The organism is Enterobacter cloacae complex sp. 385G4 (assembly GCF_057320665.1).
Genome location: NZ_JBXWDD010000002.1, coordinates 379,472 through 392,685 on the forward strand (window position 1 = coordinate 379,472; position 13,214 = coordinate 392,685).

Annotated in this window: 11 protein-coding genes; 3 read left to right on the top strand and 8 right to left on the bottom strand. The window is 57.6% G+C overall.

The features are described 5' to 3' along the window. The first annotated feature begins 84 nt into the window (after positions 1-84). The gene (gene iagB / locus AC2FAJ_RS09690; protein WP_041910653.1) at positions 85-525 is read left to right on the top strand and encodes a type III secretion system invasion protein IagB; all 441 of its coding nucleotides are present in this window, start codon (positions 85-87) and stop codon (positions 523-525) included. 131 nt (positions 526-656) lie between these two features. Further along, positions 657-2,489: a glycoside hydrolase family 19 protein gene (locus tag AC2FAJ_RS09695; protein ID WP_485454085.1), complete on the top strand. Its 1,833-nt coding sequence runs from the start codon at positions 657-659 to the stop codon at positions 2,487-2,489. Positions 2,490-2,600: 111 nt separating this feature from the next. Here the strand turns inward: AC2FAJ_RS09695 and AC2FAJ_RS09700 are convergent, their stop codons facing one another. From AC2FAJ_RS09700 to poxB, 4 genes are all read right to left on the bottom strand, one after another. After that, entirely contained in the window at positions 2,601-3,614 is a 1,014-nt protein-coding gene (locus AC2FAJ_RS09700) for an NAD-dependent epimerase/dehydratase family protein (protein ID WP_059358040.1), read from the bottom strand. A 91-nt stretch (positions 3,615-3,705) separates the two neighbouring features. Then, positions 3,706-5,142 (bottom strand): SDR family oxidoreductase, encoded by a 1,437-nt coding sequence (locus tag AC2FAJ_RS09705; RefSeq protein WP_485454086.1) that lies wholly within the window; start codon positions 5,140-5,142, stop codon positions 3,706-3,708. Between the two features lie 10 nt (positions 5,143-5,152). Further along, the gene (ltaE, locus tag AC2FAJ_RS09710) at positions 5,153-6,154 is read right to left on the bottom strand and encodes a low-specificity L-threonine aldolase (RefSeq protein WP_252009245.1); all 1,002 of its coding nucleotides are present in this window, start codon (positions 6,152-6,154) and stop codon (positions 5,153-5,155) included. A 38-nt stretch (positions 6,155-6,192) separates the two neighbouring features. Next, a complete protein-coding gene (poxB, locus tag AC2FAJ_RS09715; protein ID WP_041910648.1) occupies positions 6,193-7,911 on the bottom strand; it encodes a ubiquinone-dependent pyruvate dehydrogenase in 1,719 nt (572 codons plus the stop codon). 151 nt (positions 7,912-8,062) lie between these two features. Between poxB and AC2FAJ_RS09720 the strand changes: the two genes are divergently transcribed. Then, entirely contained in the window at positions 8,063-8,497 is a 435-nt protein-coding gene (locus AC2FAJ_RS09720; protein WP_260660964.1) for a DoxX family protein, read from the top strand. Positions 8,498-8,612: 115 nt separating this feature from the next. Here the strand turns inward: AC2FAJ_RS09720 and hcr are convergent, their stop codons facing one another. The 4 genes from hcr to aqpZ form a co-directional block, all read right to left on the bottom strand. Beyond that, positions 8,613-9,581: an NADH oxidoreductase gene (gene hcr / locus AC2FAJ_RS09725; RefSeq protein WP_485454087.1), complete on the bottom strand. Its 969-nt coding sequence runs from the start codon at positions 9,579-9,581 to the stop codon at positions 8,613-8,615. Between the two features lie 10 nt (positions 9,582-9,591). After that, complete coding sequence (gene hcp, locus AC2FAJ_RS09730) at positions 9,592-11,244, bottom strand: hydroxylamine reductase (protein WP_485454088.1); 1,653 nt, start codon at positions 11,242-11,244, stop codon at positions 9,592-9,594. Positions 11,245-11,388: 144 nt separating this feature from the next. Beyond that, positions 11,389-12,288, bottom strand: a complete 900-nt coding sequence (locus AC2FAJ_RS09735) for a LysO family transporter (RefSeq protein WP_028012543.1) — start codon at positions 12,286-12,288, stop codon at positions 11,389-11,391. Positions 12,289-12,464: 176 nt separating this feature from the next. After that, the gene (gene aqpZ / locus AC2FAJ_RS09740) at positions 12,465-13,160 is read right to left on the bottom strand and encodes an aquaporin Z (protein ID WP_041912036.1); all 696 of its coding nucleotides are present in this window, start codon (positions 13,158-13,160) and stop codon (positions 12,465-12,467) included. Positions 13,161-13,214: the final 54 nt, after the last annotated feature.

Consider the following 13,214-nt stretch of genomic DNA (forward strand, 5'->3'; position numbering starts at 1 on the left):
TCCCCGACGGGGTGGTGAGTGATTCAAAATTCATTTTACAGGATGTTGCTAAGGAGAAATAACCGACGCTTACAGCAGGTGAAAATGAAAAAGTTAATGTTGTTGTTATTGATAATAAGCCAAAGCGCACTGGCAAACTGTTGGGACAGAGCCGCACATTATTATCATGTCGATCCTTATTTATTGTATGCCATAGCCAACGTTGAATCCGGTATGAATCCGTATGCGGTTGGGCAAAATCATGACGGCACGCGTGATGTCGGGCTAATGCAAATTAATAGCACTCACTTTACTGCGCTGGAAAGGCAAGGAATTGACGAATACCGACTGATGACCGAGCCCTGCACCTCCATTATGGTCGGCGCTTCCATCTTGTCCGGGATGATTAAGGTGTACGGCTATAACTGGGAAGCGGTAGGTGCCTATAACGCCGGATTGAAAAAAGAGAATTATCCGCAGCGGATGAAATATGCCCATAAAGTTTGGGCGAAATATCAGCAGTTGAAATTAGCTGCACGTTATTAAAGTTTTTTATTTTTGAAGAGTTCCTCAGGGTGTTCTTCGAAAAGTGAAAACAGCTGTCTATGGTTTATTTATTAATGGATTAATACATAAGCCGGGATTTAACTTTAACTTTAATTAACAGGAATACTGAAATGAATAAAAGGACGTTACTGAGTGTACTCGTTGCCGGCGCATGCGTAGCACCGTTTATGGCGCAGGCTGCCTCTTTGCAGGCGACCACCAGTGAACCATACACCATGAAAGCCAGCGATCTGGCGAAGAAAGAGCAGGAGCTCACTAACTTCCCGCTGATGACCTCCGTTAAAGAGACGATTCAGACCCTGGATAACGCGCAGGTCGAAATGATTGAGCCAGGCCGTGCGGCGAACCCGGACAACGTTAAGCGCGTGGAAGGGATCGTGAAGGCCAGCGACTGGGATTATCTCTTCCCGCTGCGCGCTCAGGCCTATACCTACAGCAACTTCCTGAAAGCCGTAGGTAAATTCCCGGCGCTGTGTAAGACCTATAACGACGGTCGCGACAGCGATGCGATCTGCCGCAAAGAGCTGGCCACCATGTTTGCCCACTTTGCCCAGGAAACCGGCGGCCACGAAAGCTGGCGTCCGGAAGCCGAGTGGCGTCAGGCGCTGGTCCACGTGCGTGAAATGGGCTGGAGCGAAGGGCAGAAGGGCGGCTATAACGGCGAATGTGACCCGAAAGTATGGCAGGGCCAGACCTGGCCGTGCGGTAAGGATAAAGACGGCGACTTCCTGAGCTACTTCGGTCGCGGTGCGAAGCAGCTGTCCTACAACTACAACTACGGTCCGTTCTCCGAAGCAATGTACGGCGACGTGCGTACCCTGCTGGATAAACCTGAGCTGGTGGCGGATACCTGGCTGAACCTGGCGAGCGCGATCTTCTTCTTCGCCTACCCGCAGCCGCCAAAACCAAGCATGCTGCAGGTTATCGACGGCACGTGGCAGCCGAACGATCACGATAAAGCCAACGGTCTGGTCCCTGGCTTCGGCGTGACCACTCAGATCATTAACGGCGGTGTTGAGTGCGGCGGCCCGACTGAAATTGCTCAGTCTCAGAACCGTATCAAGTACTACAAAGAGTTCGCGAACTACCTGAAAGTGCCTGTTCCGGCCAATGAAGTGCTGGGCTGCGCCAACATGAAGCAGTTCGACGAATACGGTGCCGGCGCCCTGAAGATCTACTGGGAGCAGGACTGGGGATGGAGCGCGGATACGCCAGACGGTAAGACCTACTCGTGCCAGCTGGTGGGCTACCAGACGCCGTTCAGCGCGTTCAAAGACGGCGACTATACCAAGTGCGTGCAGAAGTTCTATAACGTCAATATCGTGAACGATGACGGCTCTGCCGTAACGCCGGACGAAACCCCGGTAACGCCAGCGCCAACGCCAACGCCTTCAGAAGATGAAACGCCGGCACCAGCTCCAGCGCCAACGCCGGATGAAACCCCGGCTGAACCTGTTGCGGTGAACCACGCGCCGGTTGCGCAGATTGCGGGTCCAATCGGTGCCGTTGAAGCGGGCGCACAGGTTTCTCTGAGCGCGGAAGGCTCTACCGACGCGGACGGCAACAAGCTGACCTACACCTGGCATTCTCAGGATGGCCAGACTGTGACCGGCGAAGACAAAGCGGTGGTGACCTTCAAGGCGCCTGAGTCCGCAACGGCGCAGCAGATTGAAATCAGCCTGACCGTCAGCGATGGCGAGCTGACCAATACCACCACTTACCTGCTGAACGTTAAAGCGAAAGCGGCAACGCCATCAGGTGACCAGGGTGCTTACCCGGCGTGGAGCGCGAACAGCAAGTACAACGCAGGTGATATCGTGAACAACCACGGTAAACTGTTCCAGTGCAAACCGTTCCCGTACAGCGGCTGGTGTAACAACGCCCCGGCATACTATGAACCAGGAGCAGGTCTGGCATGGGCTGATGCCTGGACGGCTCTGTAAAAGCAAACGGCAACCGAAAGGTTGCCGTTTTAGTATTTGCACTTTCCCCTCTCTTCGGAAGGGCGAGCGGATGTAGGCCCGGTAAGGCGAAGCCGCCACCGGGCAAAAAGGCTAGCGGTGCAACTTCCCATGATCCCGTAACCACGCCGCCGTGCGCACAATGCCTTCATCCAGCGTCACAATCGGCTTATATCCCAGCTCAGTCTCCGCGCGCGTGATATCCAGCGTAAAATCAAAGTTAAGCTTCGACACGCCGTAGTGCGTCAGCGCGGGCTCTTTGGCGGATTTACTGCCAAAACGCTCCATGCTGCGGGCGATCATGTCCAGCATCGGGTAGGGCACGGAACGGATACGGCAGTCGATCTGCAGTTCATCAATCAGCCGCTGCACAATGCTGCGCAACGAGCACGGTTCGCCGTTGGTGATGTTATAGGCGCGACCGGAGATAAGCTTGTCGCAGTCCGGCTGGCTTGCCAGCCACATGGCGTGGACGGCATTTTCGTAATAGGTCATGTCCACCAGCGCATCGCCGCCGCGCGGCAGCAGCACGCTGCCGTAGTGGTGCATCATTTGCGCCAGACGCGGAATAAACACTTTGTCGTGCGGCCCGAAGAGGCTTTGCGGGCGCAGGACGGTAAAACGGGTATGCGGGTTTGACTGCGCCAGCAGGTCGATGACCTCTTCGCTGGCCGCCTTGCTGCGGGCAAACTCGCAGGCAAAGCGAGCAGGGCGGAAATCTTCCTGCACGTCACGATGGTGGTGGTAGTCGAAATAGAGTGACGGTGACGAGATATGGATAAAGTTACGCACGCCCCAGGCGACGGCCCATTCGCCCAGACGACGCGTGGCGCGCACGTTGGCGAGATCGAAGGCTTCCTGGGTTCCCCACGGGGAGGTAAAACTGGAGCAGTGCCACAGCGTGTCGATACCGGCGAGCATCACCTTCGCCTGCGAGGAGACCAGCTCCGTCAGGTCGGCATGGACGAACTCCGCGCCCATTTTTTGCAGCAGTTTCCCCATCGCTTCGTTGCGACCGGTGGCCCTGACGCTGATGCCCTTGTTGCGCAGAAATTCGACCGCATTTCGGCCTAAGCCGCTGGTCGCCCCGGTAACCAGTACCTTCATATCAATCCACTGTGTTGAAAAGAATTTCGTGCGCATTCTTTCGTGAATTACGATGTGTTGCAATGGGAAAGGTGAAAGAAAGAGGGTTTTATTAACTTATTTTCGTCTTTTGTTCTGCCAGTTGCGCAATGCGTTTTGCCATTCCCCGGAAGATAAACAGATGGGCGGGGATCATAAACAGCCAGTAGAACAGACCCGGCATCCCGTGCGGGTGCCACCAGGCGCGAACGTCCAGTTCCCGATGATCGCCTTTGTCCTTGAGCGTAAAGCAGAGCCGCCCCAGCCCCGGCGCCTTCATGCCGAACAGTAGCGCCAGCTGTTTTTCCGGCTCGACGACGATCACCTTCCAGCTGTCGACCGCATCGCCTGGCGCAAGATACGGATGCGCCGGGCGGCCTTTCGCCAGCTGGTGGCCCACCAGCAGATCCATCGCACCGCGCGTCTGCCAGAGGATATTGCCGAAGAAATAGCGCTCTTTGCCGCCGATCTGGTTCACCACCTCCCACAGCGCGTGAAGGCTGGCAGAGGTTTTTACCGTGCAGCCCGCCTGCTTCGGGTAATAGCCGTACTCGGGGCGCCAGCGGGCAAAGGCCTGCGCGTCGTAGCCCCAGTCGCTGGAGTTCACCAGCTTCTCTTCTTCTTTCAGCGTATGGCGCACCGCGTCGTCAAAGCGGATCAACGCCTGGGGGATCAATGCGCGCAGCGCGCGATCGTCCGCCAGCAAATCGTGCTTTAGCCCCTGGATCAGTGCTTTGGCAGTCGTCGGGGGAACCGAGGTGATCACATTCAAAAACCACACTGAAATCCAGCGGGTCGGGAAGGGGATGGGGATCAGCCAGCGGCGGCGTCCGCTGACGCGCATGAAATGTTCGAACTGCTCCTGATAGCTCAGCACTTCAGGGCCTGCCGCCTCCAGCACGCGGTGTTGCTCTGCCGGGTGATCCAGCAGGGCCACCAGATAGTGGAGCAAATTCTCCAGCGCAATCGGCGTGGTGCGCGAGCGCACCCAGCGCGGCGGGGTCAGCACCGGCAGGTTGTAGACCATATCGCGCATTACTTCGAAGGCGGTGGAACCCGCGCCGACGATGATCCCGGCGCGCAGTTCGGTGACGGGAATATTCGCCCCGCGCAGCGTGTCTGCCGTCAGCTGGCGGGCGCGCAGATGGTCGGACTGCTCGTGTTCGGGTGCCTGGAGCGAGCTTAAAAAAATCACCTGCTTCACCGGCGTTTGCAGCAGGGCATCGCGGACGTTCATCGCCACCTGACGTTCGTGGGCGATAAAATCCCCGCCTTCGCCCATGCTGTGGACCAGGTAGTAAAGCGTGTCGACCCCTTCCAGCAGCGCGGGGAGTTCCTTCGGCCAGTTGAGATCGACGTTGTGACAGGTCACGCCAGGCAAACCAAGCTTTTGCAGGCGCTCGGTATTGCGTGCCGCTGCCCGCACCTGATGCCCCTGCTGGCTTAATGCAGTGGTGAGGTGCTGACCGATATATCCGCTGGCGCCAAGCACCAGAATACGTTGCGGCACATGATGCTCCTTAACGCTGTAAAAACGCCTGCCAGTGTTTCACCACGTCCGCCAGCTGTTCGCGGCTCACGTCGAGATGCATCACCAGGCGCACGACCGGGGAGGCGTTGATCAGCACGCCACGCGCTTTCATAAATTCACCCAGCGCAGCGGCGTGCTCGTCGCCCACTCGCACAAAAAGCATGTTGGTGTCGTGACGCATCACGTCCGCGCCGATCTCGCGCAGCTGCGTTGCCATCCACGCGGCGTTGTCATGATCGTCCTTGAGGCGCGCCACGTTATTTTTTAATGCGTACAGTCCGGCAGCCGCCAGAATGCCCGCCTGACGCATGCCGCCGCCGGTCATTTTACGCCAGCGGTTGGCGCGCTTGATGTAGTCTGTGCTGCCGACCAGCAGCGAACCCACCGGCGTGCCCAGCCCTTTCGAGAGGCAAATGGTGAACGAGTCGCAATATTGGGTGATGTCCTTCAGCTCGCAGCCGTACTCCACCACGGCGTTAAAGATGCGCGCGCCATCGACGTGCAGGCCGAGCCTGCGCTCGCGAGTGAATTCCCACGCCGCTTTCAGGTATTCGCGCGGCAGCACTTTACCGTTGTGGGTGTTTTCGAGGCTGAGCAGCCGGGTGCGGGCGAAGTGAATATCGTCAGCTTTGATTTTTGCCGCGACTTTATCCAGCGGCAGGGAGCCGTCCGGCGCGGCGTCAATCGGCTGCGGCTGGATGCTACCGAGCACCGCTGCGCCGCCAGCTTCGTACAGGTAGTTATGCGCACCCTGGCCGACGATATACTCTTCGCCGCGCTCGCAGTGGCTGAGCAGCGCCACCAGGTTAGCCTGCGTGCCGGTCGGCAGGAACAGCGCGGCCTCCTTGCCGCTCATCTCTGCCGCAAAGCGCTGCAGTTCGTTGACCGTCGGGTCATCGCCGTAGACGTCGTCCCCGACCGGGGCGGCCATCATCTCTTCGAGCATGGCGCGGCTCGGGCGGGTAACGGTATCACTACGCAAATCAATCATTTCACATCCCTTTATTTTAAGAGGTTATGCGAAACGTTTTACCTGAGCCAGTTGGTTTTTGCCAGTTCGATCACTTCGTCACCGCGTCCGCTGATGATGGCGCGCAGCATGTAAAGGCTAAAACCTTTGGCCTGTTCCAGCTTGATCTGCGGCGGGATCGCCAGCTCTTCTTTGGCGACGACGACGTCAACCAGTACCGGACCGTCGATGGAGAAGGCGCGCTGCAGGGCTTCATCCACCTCTGAGGCTTTCTCCACGCGAATACCGGTGATGCCGCACGCTTCGGCGATGCGGGCAAAGTTGGTGTCGTGCAGTTCGGTGCCATCCGTGAGATAGCCTCCTGCCTTCATCTCCATCGCCACGAAGCCCAGCACGCTATTGTTAAAGACCACGATTTTCAGCGGAAGCTTCATCTGCACCACCGACAGGAAATCCCCCATCAGCATACTGAACCCGCCGTCGCCGCACATCGCCACGACCTGACGCTCCGGTGCCGTCGCTTTTGCCCCCAACGCCTGCGGCATGGCGTTGGCCATTGAGCCGTGGTTGAACGAGCCGAGCAGGCGACGTTTGCCGTTCATCTTCAGGTAGCGCGCCGCCCAGACGGTGGGCGTGCCGACGTCGCAGGTAAAAATGGCGTCGTCGTCCGCAAAATGGCTGATCTGCTGCGCCAGATACTGCGGATGAATGGCTTTGTCGCTCGGTTTGGCGAGGTCGTCCAGCCCCTTGCGCGCGTCGCGGTAGTCGCTCAACGCTTTATCGAGGAATTTGCGGTCGGTTTTCTCTTCCAGCAGCGGCAGCAGGGCGGCAAGGGTGGATTTAATATCGCCCACCAGCGCCATATCGACCTTGCTGTGCGCGCCGATGCTGGCCGGGTTGATATCAATCTGAATGATTTTGGCATCCGTCGGATAGAACGCGCGGTACGGGAACTGGGTGCCGAGCAGGATCAGCGTGTCGGCGTTCATCATGGTGTGGAAGCCGGAAGAAAAACCGATCAGCCCGGTCATGCCCACATCGTACGGGTTATCGTATTCGACGTGCTCTTTGCCGCGCAGGGCGTGGACGATCGGCGCTTTGAGCTTACCGGCAAATTCCAGCAGCTCTTTATGCGCGCCCGCACAGCCGCTGCCGCACATCAGGGCGATATTGCTGGAGTAGCGCAGCAGCTGCGCCAGCTTTTTCAGCTCCTCTTCGGCTGGCGTTACCACCGGCTGCGGAGCGTGATACCAGTGGGTGCTGGCCCCTTCAGGCGCAGCCTTGAGCGCCACATCTCCCGGGATAACGACCACGGAAACGCCACGGTTTAGCACGGCTTTGCGCATGGCGATCGCCAGTACCTGCGGGATCTGCTCCGGGGATGAAACCAGCTCACAGTAGTGGCTGCATTCACGGAACAGCTCCTGCGGATGCGTCTCCTGAAAATAGCCGCTGCCGATTTCGGAAGAGGGGATATGGGCGGCAATCGCCAGCACCGGCACGTGGTTACGATGGCAGTCGAACAGGCCGTTGATCAGATGCAGGTTGCCAGGCCCGCACGAGCCTGCACACACGGCCAGTTCTCCTGTGAGCTGCGCTTCGGCACCGGCGGCAAAGGCAGCGACCTCCTCATGACGGGTCGGCATCCATTCGATGGTTTTCATCTTGTTCAGGCTGTCGCTAAGCCCGTTCAGGGAATCGCCGGTCACGCCCCAGATACGTTTTACGCCAGCCTGTTCGAGCGTTTTCGCTATATATGCAGCCACGGTTTGTTTCATGGTTGTCCGTCTCCTTTTTGTGATATCGCTTACAAGCTTAGAAGAAAGTCACTGTATTGCCCGTCAAATCACCCCATTTAAAAGGTGCTTTTCAGGCGCCACGCTTCGGCATAATCTGGTGATGCCTCAGTGAAAACAGGAATCATTTCAAATGGTTAAGTCATTGTTAATTGCTGTTAATGAAAAGCTATCGTGCGACGATCTCGGCAAACTCTTGTTACGACTTGCCGTCGGTGGGCTGATGCTTTTTCACGGTTTGCATAAGCTGTTTGGCGGCGTGGGATTTATCAGCGGCATGCTGGTAGAGAAAGGGCTGCCGGGATTTATTGCCTACGGCGTGTTGATTGGCGAAGTGGTGGCACCGATCCTGATTATTGTCGGGCTCTTTACGCGCCCGGCCGCGCTGGTGCTGGCGTTTACGATGATCGTGGCATGGCTGATGGTGGGAACGAGTGAAACGTTCGCTCTCGATAAGGTTGGGGCATGGGCGATTGAAAGCCTGGTGTACTTCTTTATTGGCTCGCTGGCAGTCGCGTTTTTAGGGGCAGGGCGGTTTGCGGTAGGGAAAGCTCCAGCGTGGCGGTGAGGATAACAAAAGCCCGGTGGCGCTAGCGCTTACCGGGCCTGTGAAGAGCAAACCTGTACAAAGTAGGCTGGGTAAACGCAGTGCCACCCGGCAAAGAAGGGGGCACCGCAGCGGATTACGCCAGCACCAGATCCCCCTGCGGATGACAGGAACATGCCAGCACATAGCCCTCGGCAATTTCCGCGTCGGACAGCGTCATGGTGCTGGTGACGGTATATTCCCCTGAAACCACTTTCGTTTTACAGCAGCCGCACACGCCCGCACGGCAGGCCGCGACTACCGGCACCTTGTTGCTTTCCAGCGCTTCCAGCAGCGTGGTGCCCACGCGGCCAAAGAAGGTCTGTGCGGGCTGCAGTTTGGTGAACTGAATCCCGCTGGTTGCCGCTTCCGCCACCGGCGTGAAGAACTGCTCTTTGAAGAAGCGGGTCACGCCAAGCGCTCTAACTTCTTTCTCCACGATATCCATGTACGGCGCCGGGCCGCAGGTCATCACGGTACGGTTCGTAATGTCCGGCACGCTTTGCAGCAGCTCGCGGCTCAGGCGACCGGGCACAAAACCGTGGGTCGCGTTGTGTTCCGCCACCAGCGTCACCGGATAATCACGCCACTCCTCGGCAAAAATCACATCTTCCGGAGAGCGCACGCTGAAGATTGTCTGCACGTCGGCCTGCGGGCGGTTCTTCGCCAGCCAGCGGCGCATCGACATGATCGGCGTTACGCCGCAGCCCGCCGCCAGCAGCAGGAATTTATCGTCTGCCTTGTCGTCACAGGTGAAATCCCCCTGCGCGTCAGACAGCCAGATGTAATCCCCGCGCTCCACGTCACGGGTCAGCCACTGGGAGCCTGCACCGTCATCAATGCGGCGGATAGTGAGCGTAATGTACTCGCTCACGCCCGGCGTGGAGGAGATCGTATAGGCGCGAAGCGTGTCCGCCGAGTTGCGAACGCTGACCAGCGCATACTGGCCCGCACGGTACGGATAGTAGTCGTGGCAGAGCAGCGACAGCGTCCACACATCCGGCGTCTCCTGATGGATGTGATGAACCTGCATCCGCCACGGACATTGTGAGGTTGGCATGGTCATGAATCGCTCCTTACGCGCTCAGCAGTTGTTTCATATCATCTTCAACGTTGGTCACGGAACGCAGACCGAATTTTTCATTGAGCACCGCCAGCAGGTCCGGCGTCAGGAAGCCTGGCGCGGTCGGGCCGGTTACGATGTTGGTCACGCCGAGAGAGAGCAGGGTGAGCAGGATGACAATCGCTTTCTGCTCAAACCAGGAGAGCACCAGGGACAGGGGCAGGTCGTTGACGCCGCAGCCGAGTTTTTCTGCCAGCGTGACCGCCAGAATGATGGCCGAGTAAGCATCGTTGCACTGGCCTGCATCAATCAGGCGCGGCAGGCCTTCGATGTTGCCGAAGTCCAGCTTGTTGAAACGGTATTTACCGCACGCCAGGGTCAGGATCAGGCAATCATCCGGCACGCTGGTGGCGAAATCGGTGAAGTAGTTACGCTCGCCGCGCGCGCCGTCGCATCCGCCAACGAGGAAGATGTGGCGCAGCTTTTCACGGCTGACGAGGTCAATCAGAGAATCTGCCGCAGCCAGCAGCGTTTCGCGACCGAAGCCAACGGTGATCAGATGTTCGATTTCGCTGTACGGGAAGCCCGCCATCTGCTGCGCCTGCTCGATAACCGGACCGAAATCGTCGCCTTCAAGGTGGCTCACGCCCGGCCAGCCGACGATGCTGCGGGTCCAGATGCGGTCGTCATACGCGCCCACGGTAGGGTCGATGATGCAGTTTGAGGTCATCACGATAGGGCCAGGGAAGCGGGCGAACTCTACCTGCTGATTCTGCCAGCCGCTGCCGTAGTTACCCACCAGATGCTTGAACTTGCGCAGTTCCGGGTAGCCGTGGGCGGGCAGCATTTCGCCGTGGGTATAGACGTTAACGCCGGTGCCTTCGGTCTGCTTCAGCAGGTTGTAGAGATCTTTCAGGTCGTGGCCGGAAATCAGGATGCATTTGCCTTCGGTCGCTTTGACGTTGACCTGCGTCGGGGTCGGATGACCGTAAGTGCTGGTTTCACCGGCATCCAGAATGCTCATGACCCTGAAGTTCATCTGGCCGATTTCCATTGCGCACTTGAGCAGGGCGTTCATGTCGGAAGGCCAGGTGCCGAGCCACGCCATAATTTTGTGGTACTGGGCGTAAATGTCGTTATCTGACTTCCCGAGAACGTGCGCGTGTTCCATATAGGCCGCTGCACCTTTCAGGCCGTACAGGCACAGCAGACGCAGGCCGAGGATGTTCTCGCCAATCGCCGCTTTGTCCTTATTAGGGGTAAATTCTGCGGCCTGGCGCTGTAGCTCGCCGAGGTCCTCGCTCACCAGCTGAAGCTCCGCCATTGGGTTGTCCACGCGGGCACTGGTATCGGCATTCAGGCACTGCGCTTTCAAAGCTTCGCGCAGGGCAATCGCTTCGCGGGCATAGCCGACGATGCGCGGAGAATCGAAGTTGACGTTAGTCAGGGTGGAGAAAAACGCGCGCGGCGCGAAGCTGTCGACGTGATGGTCGACAATGCCGTATTCACGGGCTTTGAAGGCCCAGGCGGAAAGACCATGCAGGGCGGCTATCAGCAGATCCTGCAGGTCTGATGTTTCTGCGGTTTTACCGCACATACCCTGCGCGTAAGAGCAGCCGTTGCCTGCCGGGGTACGGATGGTTTGTTCACATTGCACACAAAACATAATCACACCTGTAAAAGTTATATTTAATATACATGTTTAAGGGTATGCCTGTGCCAGAACGGTGAAAAGAGCTTTCTGCGACAAAATAGAGGGAGATTGATTTAGCGCAATTTTGGCGGCAGGAGCCCTACCGCCACAGAGGTATCAGGCAGAGAAAAACGCCATCAGGACGGGAACCAGCAGGCTCAAAATAAAGCCGTGAACGATGGCTGCGGGCACCATCTCCAGCCCGCCCGAACGCTGGAGGACCGGCAGGGTAAAGTCCATCGACGTGGCGCCGCACAGGCCCAGTGCCGTCGAGCGGCTGCGGCGAACCAGACCCGGGATCAGCATGATGGCAATCAGCTCTCGCGCCAGATCGTTAAAGAAGGCGGCGCTACCGATCACCGGGCCGAAGGATTCGGTCAGCAGAATACCGGAGAGGGAGTACCAGCCAAACCCGGAGGCCATCGCCAGGCCGGTTTTTAGCGGCAGATCGAGAATAAAGGCATTAATCACGCCCGCGACCATGGAGCTGACGACAACCATAACGGCAACGATCATTCCCCGACGGTTCAGGACAATCTGTTTCAGCGTCATACCGTTATTTCGCAGCTGAATACCAATCAGGAACAGCAGGAAGATCAGGGTATATTCGCTGGCGTCCGTCGCGTGCTGCAAAAATGTCCATCCGGTAAGGCCCAGAAGAAATCCAAGCACCACGACGCCGCAGAGCTTTAATGATTCCAGCGCCATTGCAATTCGGGAGGGAAGCTTTTCCTGGTGGTGATTATTTTTCCACGGAATAGTGCGTTCCAGCCACAGCAGGGCGGCAATATTGCAGAGCAAAATAACCACCACGGTGACCGCAGAATAATGCAGGATGGAAAGTAAATTTGTCGCCAGATTATCCAGGAAGGCCAGGCTGATCCCCATAAAGAACAGAATGACGTAAACAATCCAGCTGAGAAAACGGTTAATAAGCTTTAAGGCCGATTCATGACGCAGCGGAATAAGATAGCCCACAATCAGGGGCAGCAGAATAATGAGGAGTCCTGAAAACATGAACAGCCGGTCCTTTTGAGTTTCTGTTAAGCGCCAGAGACACTACCCAATAAAGGCTGCTCAGTAAAGCGGCAAAGAAAGCCGGGCGGCGGCTACGCCTTACCCGGCCGACAAAGTGCACACTCACGTAGGTCGGGTAAGCGTTAGCGCCACCCGACATTACAGGCCGCAATGAATTAATCGCGTTTTTCCAGCAGAGAGCGGTACAGCACGCCGCCCAGAATACCGCCGACGATCGGCATCACCCAGAACAGCCACAGCTGCTCAAGCGCCCAGCCGCCCTGGAAAATGGCGACGGCGGTGCTGCGCGCCGGGTTAACGGAGGTGTTGGTCACCGGAATGGAGATCAGGTGGATCAGCGTCAGCGCCAGACCAATAGCGATGGGCGCGAAGCCTGCAGGCGCGTGTTTGTCGGTTGCACCGTGGATCACCAGCAGGAAGCCTGCGGTCAGTACAATTTCAATTACAATGGCAGAAAGCATGGAATAACCGCCCGGAGAGTGTTCGCCAAAGCCGTTAGAGGCGAAGCCGCTGGCCGCCGCGTCAAAGCCTGCTTTACCGCTGGCAATGACGTACAGCACGCCCGCCGCAATAATACCGCCAACCACCTGCGCCACGATGTAGCCAATAACCTCTTTCGCCGGGAAACGCCCGCCCGCCCATAAGCCTAATGTCACCGCCGGGTTAAAATGACCGCCGGAAATATGCCCCACGGCGAAAGCCATGGTTAATACGGTTAAGCCAAATGCCAGCGCGACGCCGACAAAACCAATACCTAATTCCGGGAATGCTGCTGCCAGAACGGCGCTACCGCAGCCACCAAATACCAGCCAGAATGTACCAAAGCATTCTGCTGCCAATTTTCTAAACATAACCACCTCAAAATAATTTTCCACGCGTTTTCCCGCGCGCGGGATATATCGCCA

What these genes read in the sequence shown, in the direction of transcription:
- iagB (WP_041910653.1), top strand. Translation starts at nt 85, where the DNA reads ATGAAAAAGTTAATGTTGTTGTTATTGATAATAAGCCAAAGCGCACTG.
- AC2FAJ_RS09695 (WP_485454085.1), top strand. Translation starts at nt 657, where the DNA reads ATGAATAAAAGGACGTTACTGAGTGTACTCGTTGCCGGCGCATGCGTA.
- AC2FAJ_RS09700 (WP_059358040.1), bottom strand. Translation starts at nt 3,614, where the DNA reads ATGAAGGTACTGGTTACCGGGGCGACCAGCGGCTTAGGCCGAAATGCG.
- ltaE (WP_252009245.1), bottom strand. Translation starts at nt 6,154, where the DNA reads ATGATTGATTTGCGTAGTGATACCGTTACCCGCCCGAGCCGCGCCATG.
- poxB (WP_041910648.1), bottom strand. Translation starts at nt 7,911, where the DNA reads ATGAAACAAACCGTGGCTGCATATATAGCGAAAACGCTCGAACAGGCT.
- AC2FAJ_RS09720 (WP_260660964.1), top strand. Translation starts at nt 8,063, where the DNA reads ATGGTTAAGTCATTGTTAATTGCTGTTAATGAAAAGCTATCGTGCGAC.
- hcr (WP_485454087.1), bottom strand. Translation starts at nt 9,581, where the DNA reads ATGACCATGCCAACCTCACAATGTCCGTGGCGGATGCAGGTTCATCAC.
- hcp (WP_485454088.1), bottom strand. Translation starts at nt 11,244, where the DNA reads ATGTTTTGTGTGCAATGTGAACAAACCATCCGTACCCCGGCAGGCAAC.
- AC2FAJ_RS09735 (WP_028012543.1), bottom strand. Translation starts at nt 12,288, where the DNA reads ATGTTTTCAGGACTCCTCATTATTCTGCTGCCCCTGATTGTGGGCTAT.
- aqpZ (WP_041912036.1), bottom strand. Translation starts at nt 13,160, where the DNA reads ATGTTTAGAAAATTGGCAGCAGAATGCTTTGGTACATTCTGGCTGGTA.